The sequence below is a fragment of the Enterococcus hailinensis genome (assembly GCF_045862035.1).
GTDB classification, from domain to species: Bacteria; Bacillota; Bacilli; order Lactobacillales; family Enterococcaceae; genus Enterococcus_A; species Enterococcus_A hailinensis.
In genome coordinates this window covers 319,557-344,374 of the sequence record NZ_BAAFRV010000001.1, presented here as the reverse complement: position 1 = coordinate 344,374, position 24,818 = coordinate 319,557, and the positions used below count along the sequence as shown (strand labels likewise).

22 protein-coding genes, 1 tRNA gene and 1 pseudogene are annotated in these 24,818 nt (G+C 38.9%); 7 read left to right on the top strand and 17 right to left on the bottom strand.

Annotated features, from left to right (window positions below; all coding sequences use genetic code 11):
- Positions 1 to 17: 17 nt before the first annotated feature.
- The 11 genes from ACKTSC_RS01635 to map all read right to left on the bottom strand — a co-directional run bounded on the left by ACKTSC_RS01635 (position 18) and on the right by map (position 11,014).
- Positions 18 to 2,102 (bottom strand): DUF7657 domain-containing protein, encoded by a 2,085-nt coding sequence (locus ACKTSC_RS01635; protein WP_407856653.1) that lies wholly within the window; start codon positions 2,100 to 2,102, stop codon positions 18 to 20.
- Entirely contained in the window at positions 2,092 to 2,931 is an 840-nt protein-coding gene (locus ACKTSC_RS01630) for a glycosyltransferase (protein ID WP_407856652.1), read from the bottom strand. Before ACKTSC_RS01630 ends, ACKTSC_RS01635 begins: the two co-directional genes overlap by 11 nt.
- Positions 2,932 to 2,952: 21 nt before the next feature.
- Positions 2,953 to 3,798, bottom strand: coding sequence for a dTDP-4-dehydrorhamnose reductase (gene rfbD / locus ACKTSC_RS01625; protein WP_332580550.1), 846 nt, complete (start codon positions 3,796 to 3,798; stop codon positions 2,953 to 2,955).
- 78 nt (positions 3,799 to 3,876) lie between these two features.
- Entirely contained in the window at positions 3,877 to 4,905 is a 1,029-nt protein-coding gene (gene rfbB, locus ACKTSC_RS01620; protein ID WP_407856651.1) for a dTDP-glucose 4,6-dehydratase, read from the bottom strand.
- Positions 4,906 to 4,926: 21 nt separating this feature from the next.
- Positions 4,927 to 5,499 carry a dTDP-4-dehydrorhamnose 3,5-epimerase gene (rfbC, locus tag ACKTSC_RS01615; RefSeq protein ID WP_407856684.1) on the bottom strand — a complete coding sequence of 191 codons (573 nt, stop codon included), beginning with the start codon at positions 5,497 to 5,499 and terminating at the stop codon, positions 4,927 to 4,929.
- An 11-nt stretch (positions 5,500 to 5,510) separates the two neighbouring features.
- Positions 5,511 to 6,380: a glucose-1-phosphate thymidylyltransferase RfbA gene (rfbA, locus tag ACKTSC_RS01610; RefSeq protein WP_407855908.1), complete on the bottom strand. Its 870-nt coding sequence runs from the start codon at positions 6,378 to 6,380 to the stop codon at positions 5,511 to 5,513.
- A gap of 119 nt (positions 6,381 to 6,499) precedes the next feature.
- Positions 6,500 to 7,273, bottom strand: a complete 774-nt coding sequence (locus ACKTSC_RS01605) for a glycosyltransferase family 2 protein (protein ID WP_407856650.1) — start codon at positions 7,271 to 7,273, stop codon at positions 6,500 to 6,502.
- A 16-nt stretch (positions 7,274 to 7,289) separates the two neighbouring features.
- Positions 7,290 to 8,084: a glycosyltransferase family protein gene (locus ACKTSC_RS01600; protein WP_407856649.1), complete on the bottom strand. Its 795-nt coding sequence runs from the start codon at positions 8,082 to 8,084 to the stop codon at positions 7,290 to 7,292.
- Positions 8,085 to 8,099: 15 nt separating this feature from the next.
- Positions 8,100 to 9,218, bottom strand: a complete 1,119-nt coding sequence (locus tag ACKTSC_RS01595) for an MraY family glycosyltransferase (protein WP_407855905.1) — start codon at positions 9,216 to 9,218, stop codon at positions 8,100 to 8,102.
- An 88-nt stretch (positions 9,219 to 9,306) separates the two neighbouring features.
- The gene (locus ACKTSC_RS01590) at positions 9,307 to 10,236 is read right to left on the bottom strand and encodes a YihY/virulence factor BrkB family protein (protein ID WP_407855904.1); all 930 of its coding nucleotides are present in this window, start codon (positions 10,234 to 10,236) and stop codon (positions 9,307 to 9,309) included.
- 13 nt (positions 10,237 to 10,249) lie between these two features.
- The gene (gene map / locus ACKTSC_RS01585) at positions 10,250 to 11,014 is read right to left on the bottom strand and encodes a type I methionyl aminopeptidase (protein WP_332580557.1); all 765 of its coding nucleotides are present in this window, start codon (positions 11,012 to 11,014) and stop codon (positions 10,250 to 10,252) included.
- Positions 11,015 to 11,154: 140 nt separating this feature from the next.
- Here map and ACKTSC_RS01580 point away from each other — a divergent pair, with 140 nt between their 5' ends.
- Together ACKTSC_RS01580 and ACKTSC_RS01575 are read left to right on the top strand one after the other, a co-directional pair.
- A complete protein-coding gene (locus ACKTSC_RS01580) occupies positions 11,155 to 11,598 on the top strand; it encodes a flavodoxin (RefSeq protein WP_332580558.1) in 444 nt (147 codons plus the stop codon).
- Positions 11,599 to 11,706: 108 nt separating this feature from the next.
- Positions 11,707 to 12,945 (top strand): aminopeptidase, encoded by a 1,239-nt coding sequence (locus ACKTSC_RS01575; protein WP_332580559.1) that lies wholly within the window; start codon positions 11,707 to 11,709, stop codon positions 12,943 to 12,945.
- A 53-nt stretch (positions 12,946 to 12,998) separates the two neighbouring features.
- On the opposite strand, the gene ACKTSC_RS01570 is transcribed toward ACKTSC_RS01575, so the two are convergent.
- From ACKTSC_RS01570 to sfsA, 4 genes are all read right to left on the bottom strand, one after another.
- Positions 12,999 to 13,072, bottom strand: a tRNA-Arg gene (locus ACKTSC_RS01570).
- Positions 13,073 to 13,197: 125 nt separating this feature from the next.
- Positions 13,198 to 14,376, bottom strand: coding sequence for a DEAD/DEAH box helicase (locus ACKTSC_RS01565; protein ID WP_407856648.1), 1,179 nt, complete (start codon positions 14,374 to 14,376; stop codon positions 13,198 to 13,200).
- A gap of 8 nt (positions 14,377 to 14,384) precedes the next feature.
- Positions 14,385 to 15,386 (bottom strand): Gfo/Idh/MocA family protein, encoded by a 1,002-nt coding sequence (locus tag ACKTSC_RS01560; RefSeq protein WP_407856647.1) that lies wholly within the window; start codon positions 15,384 to 15,386, stop codon positions 14,385 to 14,387.
- Positions 15,383 to 16,132, bottom strand: a complete 750-nt coding sequence (gene sfsA / locus ACKTSC_RS01555; protein WP_407856646.1) for a DNA/RNA nuclease SfsA — start codon at positions 16,130 to 16,132, stop codon at positions 15,383 to 15,385. Before sfsA ends, ACKTSC_RS01560 begins: the two co-directional genes overlap by 4 nt.
- A 107-nt stretch (positions 16,133 to 16,239) precedes the next feature.
- On the opposite strand from sfsA, the gene ACKTSC_RS01550 reads away from it, so the two are divergent.
- The 4 genes and pseudogenes from ACKTSC_RS01550 (at position 16,240) to ACKTSC_RS01535 (ending at position 17,968) form a co-directional block, all read left to right on the top strand.
- Complete coding sequence (locus ACKTSC_RS01550) at positions 16,240 to 16,593, top strand: DUF4828 domain-containing protein (RefSeq protein WP_407856645.1); 354 nt, start codon at positions 16,240 to 16,242, stop codon at positions 16,591 to 16,593.
- 182 nt (positions 16,594 to 16,775) lie between these two features.
- Positions 16,776 to 17,522 (top strand): threonine/serine exporter family protein, encoded by a 747-nt coding sequence (locus ACKTSC_RS01545; protein ID WP_407856644.1) that lies wholly within the window; start codon positions 16,776 to 16,778, stop codon positions 17,520 to 17,522.
- A 13-nt stretch (positions 17,523 to 17,535) separates the two neighbouring features.
- Positions 17,536 to 17,610: pseudogene (locus tag ACKTSC_RS01540) on the top strand (hypothetical protein); the annotation flags it as partial.
- A gap of 16 nt (positions 17,611 to 17,626) precedes the next feature.
- On the top strand, positions 17,627 to 17,968 hold the full coding sequence (locus ACKTSC_RS01535; RefSeq protein ID WP_407856643.1) for a threonine/serine exporter family protein: 342 nt from the start codon (positions 17,627 to 17,629) through the stop codon (positions 17,966 to 17,968).
- Between the two features lie 39 nt (positions 17,969 to 18,007).
- On the opposite strand, the gene ACKTSC_RS01530 is transcribed toward ACKTSC_RS01535, so the two are convergent.
- Positions 18,008 to 19,444, bottom strand: coding sequence for a glutamate synthase subunit beta (locus tag ACKTSC_RS01530; protein ID WP_407856642.1), 1,437 nt, complete (start codon positions 19,442 to 19,444; stop codon positions 18,008 to 18,010).
- A 1-nt stretch (position 19,445) separates the two neighbouring features.
- Positions 19,446 to 23,936 (bottom strand): glutamate synthase large subunit, encoded by a 4,491-nt coding sequence (gene gltB / locus ACKTSC_RS01525; protein WP_407856641.1) that lies wholly within the window; start codon positions 23,934 to 23,936, stop codon positions 19,446 to 19,448.
- 213 nt (positions 23,937 to 24,149) lie between these two features.
- On the opposite strand from gltB, the gene efaR reads away from it, so the two are divergent.
- Positions 24,150 to 24,797 carry a transcriptional regulator EfaR gene (gene efaR / locus ACKTSC_RS01520; RefSeq protein WP_332580569.1) on the top strand — a complete coding sequence of 216 codons (648 nt, stop codon included), beginning with the start codon at positions 24,150 to 24,152 and terminating at the stop codon, positions 24,795 to 24,797.
- Positions 24,798 to 24,818: the final 21 nt, after the last annotated feature.

Sequence of the window (24,818 nt, the reverse complement as noted above, 5' to 3'; positions counted from 1 at the left end):
TTTTTTCCTCCGGACTTTTAATAAATATATCCATAATCATCAGGTGATTGTTGAGGAATTTCTTGATATTCATCTGTCCCTCCAACAGGATCAACTGTTGTCTGATCCTGTGTCTCATCAGAAGTAAAACTTAATTTATAAATGGACCATTTATCTTTATCTGGGCCATAAACACGGTCAAATTGAGCATAATTTAAAGCATTGTAATCTTCTAAAGGACGTTTACTGATTACATAATCGATTCCTAATTTCTTGCAATCGGTAAAATTAATATTAACCGTAAAGTTATCCGGTCGATCTAAATGAAATTTTGTTTTATCAGCTGTAACAAACGCACGGACATGTGCATAACGATTATACACATCTTCATGCTTATGTTTAGGATCAATTTTTTTCCATAATTTCATATCTGGGTAAAAACGGACTGAATTCACAGTCTTCACACCTAATGCAGGGGTAAAATTATATAAATCCGCTTCTGATAACCACAAGGCTTTTGGATCCTCTTTTTTTATCTTTACGATTTCTTCAGCTAATGTTTTTTTCTCAATTGCGCCGATTCCTTTAACTACTGGATTAACGGTTATTCCGGAAACTAAAACAACTACAAGCATTAGCCATAAGAACATTTTCTTCCGTTTGAAAAGTAAACAAAACATGATTAATCCAAAGACAACTAAAGTCATAATAATTTCAAAATAATTAAAATACATTCCCATAATAGATGATACAACTGAATAAGTTGCTATTCCCATGATAATCACTAAGAAAATTAACTTGATCCAATAAGGCATATGCCCATATTCCCAAAGAAAATTGATCATCCATAATGACAATAATACTGAAGCAAACCCTAATGTCACTAATCCACGAGTACTTGTTACATAAGTTAACAATAATACTTTAGCAACTCCATGACTGTATCCAAAGAATGTCCAACCAAAAATGAGGCAACAAAATAACCCTAAGATAGCTCCGATATATTTCTCTTCTTTACCCTGTTTAGAAAAAACAATGAACGGAGAAAGTAAAATGGTTAATGGGAAGAAGTTAAAATAAGAAGCTACTTCACTATTATTAGTTCCATGGAAATTGAAATTCTTAAATGGAATTTTCCAATTTGTTAAAAACAAGAAATAATCCGATAGTGGACGTCCTCCACCGCTCGCCTCACGATGTCCAGGATAAATTGTGTTCATAGTGGCTTCTATGGCATCTTTAGACGTATGATAAAAATACAAAAGGATAAAAGTAATAATCCCTAATCCGCCTATAATAATCGGTAGATCCCAAATATCTAAAATAATCTTTTTTCGATGGTGGATCAGCGTTCCGAACAACCAAAATAAAATAAGATAAGTCAATGGTACTTGATGAGCAGGGTAAAGAACTAAAACAAAACCAATCCCACTAATAACAATCATAAGCATCATTAAAACGCGCAGCAGGACTTTCTCATGTCTAGCAATATAATAGTGGCTAGCTACCATGATTGCTAAAGTAAAGAACATCAAATCTCCCACATGCTGCATAAACCACCATTGGATCGAAGGCGAGAATGTAATCCAAAAAGAACCTAGTAAAGATAGATATTTATTTCTTTTAGTCAAAATCATAACTAACTCAAAACTAAGTAACAGCATTCCAATAATTTTGAACGCCCAATAAAAAGATAGTCCCCTTGATTTTCCTAGAAAGAAAAAGCCCCAATTAAAGGGTTTACCAATCACGGTTAAATCTTTTACTGGTGAATTATACGCAATAATCATATTTTGGCCTTCTTTGCCATATTGCTGATTCACTACTGGATAATCGTGTTCTGCTTGGGAAAAATAAAAAGGCGTTTGGACCATCCATTCATCCGATCGGACCTCACGATTTTCTCCTAAAATAATGTCCGATGTTTTGTTATCGGATCGCTCAGAAACAATTTTATCCCACGATCCAATCGAACTACCATTCAAATTTAAGGCTACTGCTAATATAAGAAAAAATAACCCAATTAGGTATCTAAAGCGGAGCATTTGGTCAAGAAACCTTAAAAATGGATTCCTTTTTTCAGATGAAATTTTTCTATAGCGGTTAGTTGACCTAGTTTCCATTATTTCCTCCCGTGATTAAAAAATTAAAAGTCAATCTCCCATAGTTTATTTTTCCTGTCAAAAATTGTTTACAACTACGTAAAAATAATTGCTTACGGTAAGTTGAGAACAAATTAGAAGCATACTTAAGATAATAATTGTATTCAGCTTGTAAAATAGACTGATAGCGGCTTACTTTCATTTGCTCCTCATAATGCAATACCGATAATTCATGTTGCAGAATAGTTTTTAAGTTGTATAGTTGCCGCTGTTCTGCAAAAATTTTCCAGCTTAACCAATGATCGAGATAGTCTAACGGAAATTCTTCATTGTAACCGTTGATTTGAAGTAAAAAATCGATGCGAATGGCTGTACCTGAATTGATGACCATGATATCACTAGAGAATATTTGATCACTTTGGGGCAATTCTTTATGTAATGGACGCAACGTATCACTGCGAACTGGAGAGATTTGTTGCTGCTGATCCATGATCACTGGAGCAATCGCAACGACTTTCTCAGGCAATGTCCTTGCTTTTATAAGCATTTCTTTCAAGTAAGCGTTGGTTAATTGAGTATCTTGATCTAATGTCAGCAACCACTCAGTCTTCTGCCCTCGTTGCTTGATCGCATAATTATAAGCTTTAGCTAAACCAACATTTTCTTGACTATGTTGATAAACAAAACGTGCTTCTAAGCCACTTGGCTGTGTCGCTTGATCGCTATTATCAAAAATCAATACTTTTTGGATCTCAGGAAAAAAATCGGAAGTGAGCAATTTATTCAAACTATTGATCGTTGGCGAATCTGAGTAAGTCATGTTATACAAAACGACGATTAATTCGAACATCTTTCTCTCACTTCCTTTTTCTTATTGTTTCGCTTCTAATTCTAAGAAACTAGCTAATGCTTCTTGCCATGTTGGAATTTCAAAGCCTAATGCTTTGGCTTTACTTAAGTCCATGATCGAATATTGTGGACGTGTTGCTTTTTGTGGGTATTCCGCTGAAGTTACAGGTGCAACTTCTACATCTGTCTCTTTTAAGATTTCTTTCGCAAATTCATACCATGAACAGCTATTTTCATTTGATAGATGATAGACACCAAATGGTGCTTTCTCTGCAATTACGAAGGTCATAAATTCAGCCAATGTCCGAGTCCATGTTGGACGGCCGAATTGGTCGTTCACAACTGTTAAACGATCATGCGTCTTAGCTAAATTTTGCATGGTATAAATGAAGTTGTGTCCATAGATACCAAAAACCCAAGAAGTACGAATAATATAGTAGTCTTCCATTGTTTCTTGGACAGCTTGTTCACCTAAAAGTTTTGTCCGTCCATATTCACTTAATGGATTTGTCGTATCATCGATTTGGTACATACCATCTTGTTTTTTTCCATCAAAAACATAGTCGGTACTGATGTAGACTAAGGTTGAGCCTGCAGCTTTCGCAGCTTCTGCTACATTACGGGTGCCTTCGACATTGATTTTTTCATCCAATTCTTTGCCTTCTTCTTCAGCTTTATCGACTGCAGTATACGCGGCACAATGATAAATCAATTCTGGTTTCATCTCAGTAATAAATTTATATGTACCTTCTTTGTCCGTGATATCTAATTGATCAGCATCCGTTGACACGTACTCGATTTTTCTTTCATCAAGTAAATGGCGTAGCTCTGTTCCTAATTGTCCTTGTCCACCTGTAATTAAGATCATTTATCTCTACTCCTTACTTTTTATCAATCTATTATCTCTCAAAAAAAGGCAGGATGCACCTGCCTCATTTAGTTAATATTATTGGCCGTTTTTCGCATAATTGCTTTCAACTGCTTCTTTTTCAGCCCGCCACCAGTTTTCGTTTTCAGTATACCATTTGATGGTATCTTTCATCCCAGCACGGAAATTCGTAAATTCAGGTTTCCAACCTAATTCTTCACGTAATTTGGTTGAATCAATCGCGTAACGTAAATCATGACCTGCACGGTCTTTTACGTGATCATATGCGTCTTTAGGTTGACCCATTTCTTCTAAGATAATTTCCATCACTGTTTTATTATCTTCTTCACCATCCGCACCGATCAAATACGTTTCGCCAATTCTGCCTTTAGTCAAAATTGCCCAAACAGCAGAAGAATGGTCGTTTGTGTGGATCCAGTCACGAACATTTTTTCCATCGCCGTAAAGTTTTGGACGAATACCGCTTAAGACATTCGTGATTTGGCGTGGAATAAATTTTTCAATGTGTTGGTAAGGCCCATAATTATTTGAACAGTTTGAGATCGTCGCTTGTAAACCAAATGAACGAACCCAAGCTTTCACTAGTAAATCTGACCCAGCTTTTGTTGATGAGTAAGGGCTTGAAGGGTTATACGGTGTTTCAGCAGTGAATTTTTCTCCTTCACCTTCACCATGCCCTGGTAAATCTTCTCTTAACGGAAGATCGCCATACACTTCATCTGTTGAAACATGATGATAGCGAACATTATTTTTACGACACGCTTCAATCAATGTATACGTTCCAATGATATTTGTTTGAACAAATGGGAATGGATCTTTCAATGAATTATCATTGTGGGATTCTGCAGCATAGTGAACGACTGCATCTGTTTTTTGTACTAGACGTTCTACTAATTCAGCATCAGCGATATCACCGACAACTAATTCTACGCGGTCTTCCGGTAATCCCGCTAAGTTTTCTTTATTTCCAGCATAAGTTAATTTATCCAAAACCGTTATGTGGACTTCTGGATGATTATTAACTACATAATGAACGAAGTTAGAGCCGATGAAGCCAGCTCCACCTGTTACGATAATATTTTTCATCTGTTTTTGCTCCTAGTTTGCTTAAATTTCACCATACACGAAAGGATTTTCAGCTTCAAATTCTTTCAATGTTGGTTGTTTGGCATCTTTTTCTGATGTGATAGCTTTTTCGATATCGATCGGCCAATCGATGGCAAGATCTGGGTCTGCAAATGAGATTCCGCCATCTGCTTCCGCATCATAGTAATTGTCACATTTATACATAAAGTTCACATTTGGTGTCAAGGTCACAAAACCATGAGCGAAACCGCGAGGAACTAATAATTGACGGTGGTTATGTTCTGAAAGGATATAGCCTTCCCATTTACCGTAGGTTGGGCTGCCTTTTCGGATATCCACGATCACATCAAGAACTGCACCAGAAACAACTCGGATTAATTTTGTTTGTGCTGATTTTCCTTTTTGGAAGTGTAATCCACGTAAAACACCTGGTTGAGTCGATAATGAATGATTGTCTTGAATAAAATGATGTTCGATACCGGCTGCTCTAAAATCTTCTTCTGAATAACTTTCAGTGAAGAAACCACGGTGGTCACCAAAAACAGCTGGTTCAATAATTTTTACATCTGTTAAATTTGTTTCTGTAACTTTGATTTTTCCCATGTCTATTCCTCTTCTGCTAAACGTAATAAGTATTGGCCATATTGGTTTTTCTTCAATGGTTGTGCCAATTCAACTAATTGTTCTTTTGTAATGTAGCCCATTCGATAAGAAATTTCTTCTAAACAAGCTACTTTTAAGTTTTGACGTTTTTCGATCGTTGAGATAAACGTTGACGCTTCTAATAATGATTCATGGGTTCCAGTATCTAACCAAGCAAATCCACGACTCATCACTTCAACTGATAATTTATTGCGTTTCAAATATTCTTTGTTGACATCAGTGATTTCTAACTCGCCACGTTCAGATGGTTGGATATTTTTGGCGATTTCAACAACTTCATTATCATAGAAATACAAGCCAGTAACCGCGTAATTTGATCTTGGTGCTTCTGGTTTTTCTTCGATCGATACGGCACGCATCTCTTCATCGAATTCAACCACACCAAAACGTTCAGGATCATTTACATGATAGCCGAAGACTGTTGCACCCTCTGTTTTCTTTGCAGCGCGTTGCAACATCCGAGATAAGCCATCTCCATAATAGATATTGTCTCCAAGTACTAGGCAGACACTATCATCGCCGATAAAGTCTTCTCCAATGATAAAGGCTTGAGCCAATCCATCGGGACTTTCTTGTACCGCATATTCGATATGGATTCCTAGTTCATGACCATCTCCAAAAAGATTTTCAAAACGTGGTGTATCCTGCGGTGTAGAAATAATCAAAATTTCATTGATCCCCGCTAACATCAAAGTAGACATTGGGTAATAAATCATCGGTTTGTCATAGACCGGCATTAATTGTTTCGACGTTGCTTTAGTCAGTGGATATAAACGTGTCCCACTGCCACCTGCTAAAATAATTCCTTTCATACTTACGCTCCTTATCCATTATAATGTGCTCCGATTCTGCTGGCAAAAATATCAAATGCGATTAGCATTTTGATCTTATTACTATTTGAATCGGTATTCTTTAAAAGCATACGAACTTATTATACCTGATGTTTGTTATTAGAAAAATGTTTTTGTTGTTTTTCTTTGATTTCTTTTACTCTTTTTCGAACTAATTGAAAAGCATTCCACCGCCATTTGAATTGTTGCATGCGCGAAGCCGTTGTTTTGATCTCTGAAGCATTCAAACCATGGCGACGGTAATAAACCAATGGTTCTGAAATAAACTTAACACCTTTATGATAATCCGCTAACAATCCGATCCACATGTCGTGCATCGGTACTTCTTTAGGAATCGGTAAAATAACGGCTTTTAGTTCTGATCGAAAAGCCATCCCTGCACCGATATAACTGCTCTTCAAAAGATTGGCCCAGAAACCTGGACGTGTATGGCGCATCGCTTGATATGAAGGTACCAATACCTCAAAATCATTATCTACAATGATCAAATCAGAGACGACGACTTGGATCTTCGGATCAGCAAAATAGCGAACAGTGGTTTCAACTTTATCTTTATGCCAAACATCGTCTTGATCACACAAAAAAATAAGTGCTTTTGTACTTTGTTTGATCGCATTTTCAAAATTTTTGATTAATCCTTGCTGGTCATTTTGAAATAATTTTATTCTTGGGTCTCTTTTTGCTAAAGCTAATAAAAATTCCCACGTCCCATCGGTTGAATGGTCGTCGGAAATAATCAACTCATCTTCAGCAGAAAGTTGTGGGAATATGCTGTTCAATTGTTCTTCAATAAAATGCCTACCATTGTACGTTGCCATACAAACAGAAACTTGCATGTTAGACTGTCTGTTCATTCCCTACCTCCAAAACTCAAAAAAGTTGCCAGCCCCATTTGGAAAAATATTTTCTCATAGACTGTAAAAAAATAATAAATAACTTACGACTTTTGACTGCCCCGCGTTCATATAAATGAACGACTGAAAATTGAGGGCTATACAACGCTTTGTAACCGGCTTGTTCCATTTTACGACAAAGATCGTTGTCTTCAAAATACATAAAGTATCTTGGATCAAAGCCTTTGATTTGATTAAATTTTTTCAAATCGACTACCATAAAGCTGCCAGAAATCATTCGAACATAACTATCTTGATCATCTGGCAAATCACGGCATTCAAATTTGGCCAAACGTTGCGCAAACATTTTCTTTACAAATTTAAATGGAATGAATCGCAGCATATAATCGAAAACATTCAAGTGATCACGGATCAAAAATTGAGTTGTCCCATCTTCATTCAAAATCTTGGGTGCTAATAATCCAGCTTCAGGATGTTGGGCTAAATGATCCACCATTGCGTTTAGTTGGTTCTCAGACAAAATAATATCTGGGTTAAAGATGATGCCATATCCTGTTTGATCCAATAGGTTGGCATTGTGACCAAAACCAAAGCCTTTATTTTCAGAATAAAAATTGATCTCCATGAAAGGATAGCTTAAATACGTTTTTAGCCGCTCACAGTATGCAGTGTCAGAAGCATTATCGAAAATTCTGATTTTGATCGTTTCCTGTTGCCCTAAACTTTGAATCAGTGAATCTAAACTCAAAAAAATCTTGTCACTATTATGGGTCACGATGCTGATCGTCACATCATTTTTTTGTTTATTCATAACGGAGATCAACACTCATTTCTTGAAATATTTATGCATTACTTGAGAACGATATTCTTTATTTCCAAATAAACGGAAGGTTTTAGTAATAAAACTGTATTTCTCACTGATCAAACCAATTAATTCTAGTAAGAATGTAAAGGCAAAGACCATTGCCACGATCAAGACGACCGTTCCTAACTGACTGGTATAATTGATCAATAAGGCTGTGAATGAAAACAATACTGCAATCGCATAGATCGTCAACACAGCACCTCGATGAGTGAAGCCTAAGTTAAGCAAACGATGATGCAAATGCTGTTTATCTGCGACTGAAATCGGCATTTTTTTAGCTTTTCTTCGCACCATCGCAAAAAAAGTATCCGTTACAGGAACACCTAAAATCAATAATGGCGTGATCAATGAGATAAACGTTACATTTTTCAATCCTTGCAAGGATAGAACCGCAATCATAAAGCCTAAAAACAGAGCCCCAGTATCTCCCAAATAGATTTTTGCTGGATGAAAATTATAAGGAAAGAATCCCATAATGCTTGCAACTAAACAAAAGATCGTCAATGAAATAAAAGCTGTTGCGGAGTGTAGAAAGAAATAGCCGATAACACCGATCGTTGTTAGGCCGATCATGGAAACTCCGGCAGCTAGGCCATCTAGTCCATCGATCAAATTTACCGCATTCGTGATACCAAAGATCCAAAAAATCGTCGCAGGTAAACTCAACCATGATAAATTGATTTTTCCTAATAATGGTGCGGTAAAGAAATTGAAACGAATATCAGCAACATAATAAATAACCAATGCTGCTAGTAAAATACCTAAACTTTTTTGCTTCGGTGACAATTCAAATTTATCATCTAATAGTCCCGTAATTACAATGATCAATCCGCCTAATAGAATCTTGCTAATATAATCAAATGGGAGCACTCCACGAAACAATACCAACGAAGAGATCGCAAATGTAATAAATATCGGCAGTCCGCCTGCACTAGGCATCGGAACTTGATTCATTCGACGAGCATTAGGATTATCGACTAAGCCAGTCTGAACCGAAATAATCTTAAAAATCGGGGTTAAAATCAAGGCAATCAAAAAGGTCAAAAAGTATTTAATGATCAGCCCGAAGGACACTAACATGTTGCCACCTACCTTTGTATAAAAAATCATATAACGGAGTTCTAGTTATTTACAAGTTTTTTTTATAAACTTACAAATTTTCTAGCAATCACTTCTTCTTTTTCTTCTTTATTACACGATTTTTGAGTTTGTTGAACCATTTATTTACCCGATTTGACCCTTCGGTTACCTCTTTTCCAGTTCGAAATTCTTCGATCGTTACATTTAAAACACCACCAACGATAATGATGGTCGCAGAAAAATTGAGCCAAAACATCAGAACGATAAAACTTCCGATGATTTGATAACCCGAAACCCGTTGCGCAAATGTCTGGGCATAGATACTAAAACCTTGAGCCAAAACGATCCAGCCGACAGTAGCAAAAACGGTCCCCGGTAATGCATACTTCACACGAACATGCGCGTTTGGGATCACGATATAGACCGCTCCCAAAATAATCAGCAATCCGATCACTGTTACTGGCCATCGCAATGCTAGAAAGGTCGAGATGATCTCAGGAGAAAAGCCAAACATTGGTTGTAACGCATCTAAAATAACTTGCCCCGCACTAAAGACCAAGGCCATCGCAATGATCGCCATCATGAGGATACCGACCATACCAACAGATACTACTCGACTGATCACAAAATTCCCGCGATCTTCTACCCCGTAGGCTCGATTTAGTGCTTTTTGTAATGAATTGATCCCGCGACTAGATGACCATAATGACGCTAGAACGGAGATCGATAGTGCACCACCAGAAGTATTTTCTAACAAGCCAATAATTGCAGGTTTCAAAAAACTATAAACATTTGGCGGAATCGCCTCGCTTAGATAGGGCAATACTGTTTCTGGAGTGATATTCAAAAAAGGAAGTAAATTACCGATCACAATCAGGATCGGAAAAAAAGAAAGCAACAAATAATAGGCGACTACCACGGAGCGGTCGCCTATTTCTGTCTCTGTAATGTGTTTGCGGATCGTTTGGATAAAATCCATTAATTTCTTATTCTCTTTAATTTTATCTATTGGTCCCATAAAGTTCCTCGTTTTAGTACGTTCCTTCTTCACCTTGTGAAGTCAAAATTTTTGGTCCTTCTTTTGTGATTGCTAAGGTGTGTTCGTATTGGGCACACCAGCCGCCATCTTGAGTATAGGCTGTCCAGCCATTCGGATCCATCTTCATTTTCCATGTACCGGTATTGATCATTGGTTCGATCGTAATGACCATGCCCTCTTTCAAACGCAAACCTTTTCCAGCCACACCGTAATGTGGGATCGCTGGTTCTTCATGAATGGTTGGTCCAATGCCATGACCGATAAAGTCACGGACAACAGAAAAACCTTCGCCTTCTGCATATGTTTGAATCGCATGACCAATATCACCGATACGGTTGCCTACTTGGGCTTGTTCGATTCCGATATACATCGCTTTTTTTGTAACGTCCATTAACCTTTGGATTTCAGGTGATACTTCACCAACAGCATAAGACCAGCAAGAGTCAGACATAGCTCCTTTGTATTCTACACACATATCAACTTTGATCAAATCACCATTTTTTAACGGTTTTTTTCTAGGAAAACCATGACAAATTTCATCATTGATACTGCAGCAAGTCGCATATTCATAGCCTTCAAAACCAATTTGTGCAGCTGTACCGCCATGGCTTTCGATAAAGTCTCTAACAAAGACTTCAATGTCCCAACTTGAAACACCTGGTTTGATAAAATCGCGTAAGTGGCGGTGCACATCCGCTAATAATTCTCCAGACTCATTCATCATTTCAATTTCTCGGTTTGATTTTAGTGTAATCATTCGTGTTCGTCTCCTTTTTCATCTTGTCTATTTTAACATAACCCTATAAAGCGAACAAATGGTTAGAAGTCTGGTTTTCCTTTTGTTTTTATTTTGGTATAATTGCCTTAAATTTGGCTTAAAGCTGAGGAGGAATTTTTTTGACATTAGCAAAAATCGTTTATGCAAGCATGACTGGAAATACCGAAGAAATCGCTGATATTGTGGCCGAAGCCTTCGAAAATTTAGATATCGAAGTTGAGATCGATGAGTGTACCCAAGTAGAAGCAGAAGATTTTGAAGATGCAGATATCTGTGTCGTTGCAACTTATACTTACGGTGAAGGTGACCTACCTGATGAAATCGTTGATTTTTATGAAGATTTACAAGAATTAGATTTGAGCGGAAAGATCTTCGGAGTCTGTGGATCCGGCGATACTTTCTATGATGAGTATTGTAAATCAGTCGATGATTTTGATGCTGCCTTTGTTAAAACCGGTGCGACTCGCGGTGCTGACATCGTGAAAATCGAAATGGCTGCTGAAGAAGAAGATATCGAAAACTTAGAAGCTTTCGCAAAAAAAATTGTCGCTGCTGCGTCATAAAAAGAAAAAAAGAGTACCTGGAAAACAGGTACTCTTTTTTTGAACATATTTTCTTTGGAGAATTTCAAAGAAATGCTAAGATGGTACTAATGAAACGGAGGGATTTGAATGGTTCTATCAAACTTTGATACACTTTTAAAAAAATACGCTCACCTGATCGCAAAAGTTGGGGTCAATGTTCAAAAAGAAGACACAGTTGTTGTTTATGCCAGTGTTGAACAAGCACCACTCGCTCGCTTAGTAACAAAAGAAGCCTATAAATTAGGGGCTGCTGAAGTTATTGTTCAATGGAATGACGACGATATCCAACGGGCATTTTTAAGTCACGCGGCTGAAGATCGAATCAATGAGGTCCCGGCTTATAAAGTAGACGAAGCCAATACTTTTGCTGAAAAAAGAGTGACTCGAATCAGCATCGTCTCACAAAATCCAGATGCACTTTTAGGTGTCGATACCAATCGAGTCGCTGCTTTCCAATCAGCACGTGGAAAAGCATTGCAAGCGGTGATGGAAGCGACACAATCAAATAAATTACGTTGGACTGTAGTAGCGGCCTCAAGTCCTGCCTGGGCAGCAAAGGTTTTTCCTGAGCTTGTCTCAAGTGAGGAACAAGTTGACCGTCTATGGGATGAGATTTTCAAAACGACTCGCATTTACTCAGAAGATCCAGTCAAAGCTTGGGAAGAACATGACGCTGTGATGCGTGAACAAGCGGAACGATTGAATAAAGAACAATTTTCTGCTTTGCACTACACCGCTCCTGGTACTGACATCATGATTGGATTACCTGACAATCACGTTTGGGAAGGCGCTGGAAGTTTCGCCGCCGATGGCAATGAGTTTATGGCCAACATGCCGACTGAAGAAGTCTTCACGGCTCCAGATCGTAATCGAATTGATGGCTACATCACTAGTACAAAACCATTAAGCTATGCCGGAACAACCTTGAATGAAATGAAATTTACATTCAAGGACGGTAAAGTCGTTGAATTTTCAGCTAAAGAAGGCGCTGACGTCCTTTCTTCTTTATTATCGATCGATGAAGGAGCTAAACATTTAGGTGAAGTCGCGCTCGTTCCAGATCCCTCACCCATCTCACAATCGGGTATCACTTTCTTCAATACTTTATTTGATGAAAATGCTTCGAATCATTTAGCGCTTGGTGCGGCGTATCCTTTCAGTGTTGAAGGTGGAACCGAAATGACCAAAGAAGAATTGGCTCAAGCTGGTTTGAACAGCAGTCAAACCCATGTTGATTTCATGGTTGGATCTGATCAAATGGACATCGATGGCATCCGTAAAGATGGATCGACTACACCAATCTTTAGAAATGGTGATTGGGCATAAAAGAAAAACCACCGATTAAAATTTTTTAATCGGTGGTTTCTTTTTTGATAGGATGTTCCCGACTGGAATCGAACCAGCGACCTATCGCTTAGGAGGCGATCGCTCTATCCTACTGAGCTACGAGAACGTGCTCTCTCATTGTAGCCATTTTAAATTAATTTCGCAAGATAACTAATGAAGTTTTAACAGATTTCGCGGATACCTTATTTTATTCTCTTGAAATTGTTAATTTGGAGCAAAAAAGGAAAAGACTTATTTACGTCTTTTCCCTTTGCTCTTTTTATTCTTTTTCTTTTTAGGATCTGCTTGTCTGACAGGCTCTTCGGTTAATAATTCACCGCCAAATAGATAAATCGGTGCAACAGGTAATTCAAGTTTTTTCGCAATTTTTAATAGATCCGCTTTGTCTGCTGGTGTAACAAACGTAATAACGACTCCGGTCTCACCCATCCGTCCTACGCGACCGGCACGATGAAGATAACTCTCTTCACTCAATGGCACATCCGCATTGACCACAAATGGCAATGATTCAATATCTAATCCACGACTAGCTAAATCGGTAGTTAATAATCCGAGAACTTGATGCTTTTTAAACTGTTCAATCGCATTTTTACGTAAAATTTTTGATTGATCTGATGCCAAACTAGCCACCGGTAATTGATGAAAAAGTAATTTTTCTTCTGCACTTCCCATGTCACTCAGCTGGTTGAAGAAAATCATCCCCCAAAAAGCAGGCATATTCAACAGACGACGCATTTGATCAACTTTTTTACGATCGTTGGTTTCAATATAAAAATGTTGTACGTCCCCTTGACTATCGTCTTCTTTGGTTACATCGATTACTAGTAAATCTGATTCGATCGTATTCAATTCTTCTAATACTACATCTGCAGTAGCTGAGAAATACAATCTTTGGGCTTCATTATCCGTCGTTTTCAAGATTTTTTGAATCAATTGGAAACTTTGCCCTTGAACCAATTGATCGACTTCGTCAAACACTAAGGTTTTGATCGCTGGGGCTTTGATTTTTTTACCGCTGATCAATTCTAATACACGTCCAGGAGTTCCGACCAACAACTCTGGTTTTTTCTTTAAAGCTTCATGTTGACGTTTGACATTTGCTCCGCCGATCAACGCTTGTACTTTCATGCCAGAACCCGCTAACCATTTCCGCGCAACTTCAACGACTTGCATCGCAAGTTCCTGTGATGACGTCAAAATCAATACTTGGCTTGGCTTGCCAGCTTCTAATTGATTAAGTAATGGCAACAAATAGGCTAAGGTTTTTCCGCTACCAGTCGGTGCGATCCCGACCAAATGTTTTCCTTCTGTGATTGGATCGAAGACTCTTTCTTGGATCAACGCTGGTTTTTGAAACCCGGCTGTTTCCCAATTCGCTTGTAAAAATGGTACAAATTCTTGATTATTCATAGTTTCCCCTATTTCTTGTCGGCATCAAAAATAATGCCTGCACTTTTTCGCATATCATAAATCACTTGGTTAACATTTCGGGCAAGCTCTACCCATTCTTCATAAAACGTTCCTAACTCACGATCTGTTGGATTCATTATTACTTTTGCAAAATCATTGGCTTCTTCCACCATGGGATTTTCTAATTGATGAACGTTTAGTTTCTCTCTTCGTGCATGTTCGCGATCATGGAATATTGCTTCATCAATCGAGTTGACTGCATTTAGCACTAACGTCCCATTAGTTAAGTAAATCTCCGAAGCTTGGAAGCTATCTGTGATTTTTCCCGTACGGATCGTCACATCGAAATCATCATAACGTAAGATTCCCGTTCCCAAACCGTCTACACCAGTACGAATTTTTTTAGCAAAATATAGACTCTCATTTGGCATGCCAAACCAGGCTAAAGCTGCATAGATAGGATAGACCCCTAAATCAGCGAGTGCACCACCTGAAAAATGCGGCGAGAAAATATTTGGTTCTTCACCGTCTAAGACTTGATCATAACGAGACGAATACTTCATAAAGCTAAAGTCAGCCCCTAAAATATGGTCTTTCAAGGGTAAGAAATCAGCCACTGTTTTAAAGGCTTGCTCATGGATATTTCGAGCTGCTTCAAAGAAGAAAACTTGTTTTTGATTGGCTAATTCAATAATCTCATCCATTTCAGCTGGCGTTGAGAATGCTGGTTTTTCAACAATTACATTTTTTCCAGCTAAAATTGCTTGTTTCGCTTGTTCAAAGTGCAAACTGTTGGGTGAGGCAATGTAGATCGTATTTATATGTTCGATCGCAAAAAAAGTCGCTAGATCTGTAGCGTATTCTACATCACCATATTTTTCGCCAAATTTTTGGGCCGTTGCCAAGTTTCTTGAATAGACAGCTGAAAGTTGATAGTTTCCTGTTTCATGTGCAGCTTGGACAAACTGATCTGTGATCCAATTAGTCCCAATAATACCTAGATTAATCATGCTTTTTCCACCTTTCCTTGATTTGGATCAATAAATGGTTGGTTCAGGTCAAACGAAACCGCCTCTTTAAGGGCGATCGTTTCCTGATCTACCTCACAATTATACGCTAAAATCTGTACGCCGTCTGCTTTTGCCTGTTTTATTGCTTCAGAAAGAGCTGGCTGCATCTCGGAATGAATCGTCGCCACCCGTATTTGAGAAAATTGAACGATGAACAGAACAAAGCAGCGGTAGCCTAATTGTTGAGCATGCTGAAGTTCTCTCACATGTTTTAGACCTCTAAGCGTTGGCGCATCCGGGAACGCACCGACTCCTTGATTTTCCAAAGTCATTCCTTTGACTTCTACAAAGCCTTTTTCTTGTTGATCAGTTTCGAAATAAAGATCAAATTTTGAATGCCCATAAGTTACTTCTCTTTTTACTAAAGAAAGCGTGCCAGTTATACCTGGTAAGGAAATTGTGCCCGTAGTGAGACCTTCTGAAGCCAATGCGTTTGGAATCTGTGAATCGATATTGATCCACATCAGACCTTTCTTGACCGCAATCAAATCATAAGCCGTTTTTCGTTTTGCTGAAGGTTGATGATTGACAGCAACGATCACACCTGGAATAAGTAACTCTTTGCACCGGCCAGTATTTTTGACATGGACAATAATTTCTTCTTCGGTGTCGATTAAACGACATCGAGCAATAAATCGATTGCTTCTTTCTAAGAAAATGGCCAAATAAATTGTAGAATACTTCATTTTTATCAAAATCCTTCTAAAAAAAGTTAAATAGTCCTTAAGTTGGATGGAAAGATGACGGACTTTATTATATAGTATAACAAAGCTAGTGTGAAAGGAGTTTTTTGATGAGATTGAAATGGCCGGTCTTTTTAAGTGCGACCTCTTTGGGTATCGCTGCCGTGACCTCCAGACTTGTTCGTAAGCATGAAAACAAAGATTTAAATCAGCTCTATGTTGGTTCCTGGGAGTTCATTCATCCAAGAGGCCAAGCAAAGCACTCTATTACTATCTATCCAGATCTTTCGATTATTTTAGATGGTACAGCAATCATCTATCAGCTGATCGAATTAAGTGAACAAAAATTAGCGATTCAAGACCAATATGGATACCATTTATTGATCAAAACAAAAAACGGCATTCCAGACACATTGTATGATGAACTAGAGGACTTATCTTTGCCTCTCATATCAAAGAATTAACCAGCAATTATTCTGCCCCGTAACATTAGACTTAAAATCTGATGTTACGGGGTATTTTTATATTTCCAGTTAGTTTAAAAGTGAATTCGTCGCTTTTTACGACAAAGTTCGTCATCTTTTTTGTCTTGATTATGGTCTACTGATTATAACGGATGTACTCAATTCAGAAAGGAATCAGCTAAATGGAAGAATTAAACAATAAAAATGCGGCGTTGCTTTTGCGTTATGGCAGGATCATGTTAAAAAGCAACTATGCAACCAATGATGTCAAAAACAATTTGATAAAAATGTCCCACTTTATCAAATCGGCTGAATATTCTTTTTTTGTGACCGAGACAGCTTTGGTTGTGATCAATTCGATCGATAATGAAGTTCGGATGGTTACCGTTAAAGACAATGCCTACAATTTTGAAAAAACAACCTTAGTAGAAAAAGAAGTCGCTTTATTTTATAACCACCAGATTTCAGCAGATACTCTATATAAAAAATTAGCTGCGATCGATCATATGACTGTTGGCTTTCCTCTATACATCCAACTCCTGTGTGCTGGAACGATTTCTGGTGCAGCATATTGTATGTTCAATCAAACATCAGCTATTGCCTTGTTAGCTTTTTTCGTTACGATCATTGCTTACTTTGTCTATTTGCTGGTACAGAAATTCTTACAAGTAAAAATGTTATCGGCGTTAGTTTATTCTTTATGTGTCTCGATTATTTCAATTTTGCTTTATAAAAAAGCGCTCATCCCTGATTCCTTTTCATTGATTTTAAGTGGTTTGATGCCCTTGCTTCCAGGATCAGTTATTGTAAATTCCATCAAAGCCAGTATCAATGGTGATTATATTTCTGGTTTGACTCAAGGGATTTATGCGATCAATACCCTTTTGATGTTAGTTTTTCCAGTTGTGTTTGTATTGACTAATACGTGATCGGAGGAAAAAAATGATTTATCTATTCAGTTTTTTAGTCAGCGCGTGTGTTTCCGTACTAAATAATATCCAACGAAAATACTTTGTATTATGTGGCTTAGCAGGTGCTTTTACTTATATGGCTTATCTATTTTTTTACAAAGTATACAAACGAGTCCGTCGCTTCATTATTAGCCTGTATCATCCTAGCGGTCATTAGTCAGTTATTTGCTAAATTGACCAAAGCTCCTAGTACGATTTTTACGATTCCTGGTATCATGCCGATCGTTCCTGGAAGCTTACTTTTCAAGGCTTTTAATTTTTTAGTCGAAGATCAATACAGCCAAGCACTCTCGCTTGGCTTACAGGCGATGCTTGTTGGTTTTTCGATTGCGATTGGTCTGATTTTGAATGAATCGATCACTTATATCTTGAAAAAGAAAAATTATTTCAGCTTCAACAAATAGAAAACCGAAGTGAATCATTCACTTCGGTTTTCTATTTGCTTATTGATATACCATTGAGCGTAATAATTGATCGACTTCTTCAGCAGCTTTACGGCCTTCACGAATTCCCCAAATAACTAAGCTTGGTCCACGACGAGCATCGCCGGCTACGTAAACTTTTTCGTTATCTGTGGCATAATTTTCATAAATTTCTTTAACTGAAAAAGCATCTAATAACGCTTTTTCAGCACCGGTAAATCCCATTGCTAACAAGACAAGATCGGCTTTCAATCTTTTTTCAGTCCCTTGAATCGGTTGAAATTGACTATCGACTTGAACCGTTTCAATCGCAGAAACTTTCCCAGCTTCTGTTCCGATAAATGCTTTCGTTGAAGTACTGTAAACCGTCAGCTCAGGATTCTCAATAAGACCCTCAGCTTGACCATAGCCTAAACGATCAATCATCGAATATTCAGGCCAAGGATTATTTTTTGTCCGAGTTCCCGGTAATTGCGGTGTGATTTCTAATTGTTTCACTGAGGCCGCACCTTGACGGATCGCAGAACCAATACAATCATTTCCTGTATCTCCGCCCCCGATGACCACAACATGTTTTCCAGCTAATGGTTTTTCAATAACCTTTTTCCCTTGTTTCATGACTTGCTTAGTACATTCAGTTAAATAATCAACTGCTAAATGAATACCCGCTAGCTCACGACCAGGAATTTTTAAATCTCTCGCCACACTAGCTCCTGAAGCAATGATCACACGATCGTACTCTGATTGTAATTCTTCGGCTGAAATATCGCTGCCGATTTCCGTATTCAATACAAAACGAATGCCAACTTCTTCCATTACATCGATCCGTCGTTGGACGATTTCTTTATCTAATTTCATATTCGGAATACCATACATCAATAAACCGCCAGCCCGATCACTACGTTCATAAACGGTCACTTGGTGCCCTAATTGGTTCAACCGCCATGCCGCTGACAATCCCGCCGGACCAGAGCCTACGATCGCGACTTTGAATTCTGTCCGTTCAACGGGCAGACCATCTGCTTTGACCCAGTCATTTTCAAATGCTTGATCAATAATGAAACGCTCATTGTCATGGATCGCTACACCAGAACCGTTCAATCCTTCGGTACATGACTTTTCACAAGGAGCTGGACAAACTCGTCCCGTCATTTCTGGTAACGGATTGGTTTTGACTAAACGATCAAAGGCATTTTTGAAATCCCCTCGATAAACGAAATCGTTCCATTCAGGAATCAAATTGTCATTTGGGCAACCTGAGACTGCTCGTTTTCCACCATAAAAAATTCCAGTATGACAAAATGGGATACCGCAGTTCATACAACGAGCGGCTTGTTCTTGTCTTTCGGCCATGCTAAGCGGTATTTGTAGTTCTTCCCAGTCTTGTACACGTTCTGCAACTGGACGATAAGGGTTGTCCTTACGCGGATATTTTAAAAAGCCAAATGGATCTGCCATTCTAGCCACGCTCCTTTCCAGCCGGTACCGTTTGCTCACCGATTACGGTCACAAACGCTTTTTCGATTAATTCTTCTCCTGTTAAGCCGGTAGCTGCTAATTCTTCGGTCACACGAACCATTTCATGGTATTCTCGCGGATAGACTTTGACAAAATGTTTTTGAGCCACTTCCCAATTATTCAATAGTTCTGCCGCTTTCAATGAATCCGTATAAGCTAGATGTTTTTCGATCATTTCTTTCAAGATCGCATCTTCTCCCGTTTCACCGACTTTGAAAAGATCCACCATTTCACGATTGCACTTCGCTGCAAAACTATCAGTTGGATCATAGACATAGGCGACACCACCTGACATACCGGCAGCAAAATTTCGGCCAGTTGATCCTAAGATCACTGCCACACCACCTGTCATATATTCACAACCATGGTCTCCGACACCTTCAACAACAACATTGGCGCCACTGTTGCGAACACAAAAACGTTCGCCCGCTTTTCCACGGAAATAGCCTTCTCCACGGTTCGCTCCAAAACAAACAACATTTCCGACGATCGGAGAATTTTCTACGTCATAGGCCGCATCCGCTGGTGGGACGATAATCACGCGCCCCCCGCTTAGCCCTTTAGCTACATAATCATTGCCTTCACCAATCAACTTAAGTTCCATCCCTTGAGTGATGAATGAACCGAAGCTTTGGCCAGCAATTCCATGATACGTATACTTGATTTGACCTGGAGTCAACGCATAATTCCCGAAACGCTCTGCAATCCAACCACCCATCCGGGCTCCAACTGTTCGATTCACATTATTGATCGAGTCGGTCACAGCGACAGGAGTCCCATTTTTAATCGCTGCTGTTGCAAATTGATCTAATTCCGGCCAGTCACGAGCGGCTTTAAACGGATCATCCATTTTACGTTCGATACCGATACTCGTTGAAAGAATCCGTGAAAAATCTAATGTTTTTGCTTTACCTTTTGCAATAAAACGAGGTTGTAATACTTCCGTGTGACCGATCATTTCATCGATACTTCTGAAACCTAATTCAGCCATGATCTCTCTCAAATCTTCCGCAATGAAATACATCATATTGATCAAATGTTCCGGTTTTCCAACAAAGAATTTTCGCAACTCTGGATTTTGCGTAGCAACACCTACTGGACAAGTATTCAAACTACAGACGCGCATCATAACACAACCGATCGCGACCAATGCCAATGATGCAAAACTATATTCTTCAGCTCCTAATAAGATCGCCATCGCAACATCACGGCCAGTCATTAATTTCCCGTCTGTTTCTAACGTCATCCGTTGACGTAAATTGTTCATAGCTAACGTTTGGTGCGCTTCGGCGACGCCCATTTCCCATGGTAATCCGGCATCTCGAATCGAATTTCGTGGTGATGCGCCGGTTCCGCCGTCATAGCCTGAAATCACGACAACATCTGCTCCAGCTTTCACAACACCGGTTGCGATCGTACCAACACCGGTACTGGAAACTAATTTTACATTGATCTTCGCATAAGGATTGATGGCTTTTAAATCATATATCAATTGTGCTAGATCCTCGATTGAATAAATATCATGATGCGGCGGCGGTGATATCAAACGTACTCCTGGTGTCGATCCTCGTATCTCGGCAACCCATGGAAAGACTTTATTACCGGGTAATTGCCCACCTTCTCCTGGTTTTGCACCTTGCGCCATTTTAATTTGTAATTCTTCGGCACTCATCAAATATTCAGCATTGACGCCAAAACGGCCAGAAGCCACTTGTTTGATTTTACTATTGTAATTTTTACCGTCAGCTTGTACTTTGAATCGTTTACGATTTTCGCCACCTTCACCGCTGTTTGATTTTGCTCCGATCGCATTCATTGCTTCGGCGATACATTGATGGGCTTCTTCGCTCAAAGAACCATAAGACATTGCACCGACTTTGAACCGTTTGACGATTTTACTTGCTGGCTCGACTTCAGAAAGTTTGACCGCTGAACGATCTTTTTTAAATTCCCACAACGCTCGTAGATTAGTCGACTCATCCAGTGCCTCTTGGTTCATCGCTTCGACATAGTGTTTGAATTGTTGGTAATCACCTGAACGAACAGCTTGTTGAAAATTATAGATCGTCTGCGGATTGAATAAATGATGTTCCCCATCGGCCTTGTACTGGAAGCTGCCGCCAGAAGCCAGCAAATCATTTTGCCGCGGACCATAGGCTAAATAATGTCTAGCTAAATATTCTTCTTCGATTTGTTCTAACGCCAAACCACCGATCCGGCTTGCTGTTCCAGTAAAATATTTTTCGGTCACAGCTTGGCTGATTCCTACGACTTCGAATAATTGTGCCCCATGATAACCAGCGATCGTCGAGATCCCCATCCGTGACATGACTTTAACAATGCCTTTTTCGGCGGCTTTCCGATAATTTTCTAAGCCATTTTCTAGATTGAAATCTCTTAATGTTGCATACGCACCATATGGATGGATCCCGCTTGCTCCATAGCCGATCAACGTCGCAAAATGGTGGACTTCACAGACTTCTGCAGAATCGACAACGATACTTGCCTGAGCCGCTTTCCCTTTACGAACTAAATGATTATGCAAACCAGAAACAGCTAATAAAATCGGCATTGCCATTTGGCTTTTTTGCGAATTTCGATCCGATAAAACCAATAAAGTTGCCCCATTATCAACGGCAGATTCTGCCGTTTTAAACATCTGTTCTAAACCATCTTCTAATGCATTTGAACGATTGATCGTATAAAGAGTTGAAATCGTCACGGCCTTTTGGTGATTTGTTTCCAAGTTTACAAGTTTTTGGAATTCTGCCGTACTTAATACGGGACTAGCGATTTTTACTTTTTGACAATTTTGAGCATCGTCTTGTCGGATATCGCCATCTCGGCCTAAAAACATTTCTGTTCCAATAACTAATTGTTCTCGAATCGCATCGATCGGTGGATTCGTAACTTGAGCGAATTGTTGCTTGAAATAGGTGAAGAGCGATTGCGGTTTATTGCTCAAAACAGCTAATGGTGAATCGTACCCCATCGAAAGAACAGGTTCTTCACCCTTTTCAGCCATTGGCAATAATGCACCCCGAATAATTTCATCATTATAACCATTCAGTTTCCACATTTTTTGCAGTTCTTTTGGTGACCAGTCACTTTCTGAAACATCCGCTTTTGGAAGCTCTGCTAATTCAAGGCGATTGTCTGCCAACCATTCGCTGTAATTATGAGCTTTAGCATAATGTTCTTTAATCTCTTGATTGCGATAAAATTTACCGGCAACAGTATCCACTAAAATCATATTAGCAGGACCTAAGACTCCTTTTTCGATCACATTCGAAGGCGCAAAATCAACGACACCAGATTCTGAAGCGACTTGAACAAAGCCGTCTTTCGTGATCGAATAACGTGACGGACGTAAACCATTACGATCCAACGTTGCCCCCACCATGTCACCATCTGTAAAACATAAAGCCGCAGGTCCATCCCAAGGAGCCATAAAACTAGCATTGTATTCGTGGAAAGCAGTCAATTCTTCGCCTAAACCGGCTTCTTTTGACCATGCCTCTGGCACCATCATCATTAATGCATGCGGAATGTCACGGCCATTTCGATAAAGATATTCCATACAATTTTCTAATTTAGCAGAATCAGAATCTTCTTCATTGTACACTTCGATGCCATGACTCTTCATCCAATTTTCTGACCCGCGCAACGTATTGATTTCACCATTGTGAGCTAAAAAACGAAACGGTTGCGCACGATTCCAACTAGGAAAGGTATTGGTTGAAAAACGCGAATGTACCACTGCAATGCTCGCTTCAAAAGCCTCATCTTGTAAATCATCATAAAAAATACCGACTTGATACGCATGCAGCATTCCTTTATAAACGATCGTCTTAGCAGATAGACTACAGATCGATAATTCTTGAGCCTGATAATTTTTTTCTAATTTACGTCTTAAGCGATACAAACGATCTTCAAAATCACGATCTGATGAAACATCTAGTGGACGTTTAATGAATAATTGCACAAAGCTAGGCATCACTTTTTGAGCGCCGGGCCCGCAATTCTCATATTGAAACGGTACGTCGCGTTGCCATAAAACTTGGTATCCAGCAGCTTCGATTTCAGTTACTAAGGCTTGCTGTAACCCTCTTTTTTGCTCTGGATCACCAGGCAAGAAAAACATTCCGACAGCATACTGACCTTTAGCTGGCAAAACAGTCGCGGATTTTTTAGCTTCTCTTTGGAAAAATTGGTCTGGAATCGTTATCAAAATCCCAGCGCCATCACCCGTTTCCGGTTCTGCACCGGTTCCGCCCCGGTGATTCATTCGTTCTAACATCGTTAACGCATAGCTGACTAACTGATGCGATGTATTCCCTTGCATTTGGGCAATGAAGCCCATACCACAAGCATCTTTCTCGAAAGAAGGATCATACATGGTTGGTGCTTCGTAAGTTTTTTGTGTCGTCATTACCATCATCCTTTAAATAATTTGACAACTCTCATTTATTTTTAATATACTACCTTTTTTTAAAAAGATAGGCAAGCCTTCTTAGAAATTTTTTTTAATTACCTCCGTTATCTACTGTTCTTTTTAGTAAAGAAAAATCCAATCAAATGGAAATAATCTGAATTTTTTGGTAGAATTAATCTGATATGCTTCGTTATGAAAGGATGAACATCAATGACGCCGAATCGCGAAGATTACTTAAAATTAATATTAGAATTAGGTGGCGACCAAAAAAAAGTAAGCAACAAAAAGATCGTTGCTGGTTTATCTATTTCTGGAGCTTCTGTCAGTGAAATGATCAATAAGCTAGTCAAAGAAGGCTTAGTTGAACACTCTCCTTATCAAGGTGTCCAACTGACAGCTGCAGGACTAGAAAAAGCAAGTACCTTAGTACGGAAACATCGATTATGGGAAGTTTTCTTAGTCGATCACCTTGGTTATTCTTGGAATGAAGTCCACGATGAAGCCGAAGTTTTAGAACATGTGACTTCTTCACAAATGGAACAACGGTTGGATGATTATCTGAGCCATCCGACATTTTGTCCCCATGGCGGCATGATTCCCCAAGAAGGACAAACCGTCCACGAAAAAAGCCGTGAGACATTGGTCAATTACCCTGAAGGTTCGACTATCCGAATCGCTCGAGTGTTAGACGAAAAGGAACTACTGGATTATTTGATGGATCTAACGATCGATATCCACGATGTCTATACGATTAAAGAGATCGCCGCTTATGAAGGACCGATTACTTTACAAAATGACCAAAAAGAAGTTTCAATTAGTTACAAAGCAGCTTCAACAATTTTTGTTGATCTTTTATAAACTTATTTTTAGTGACAAGCA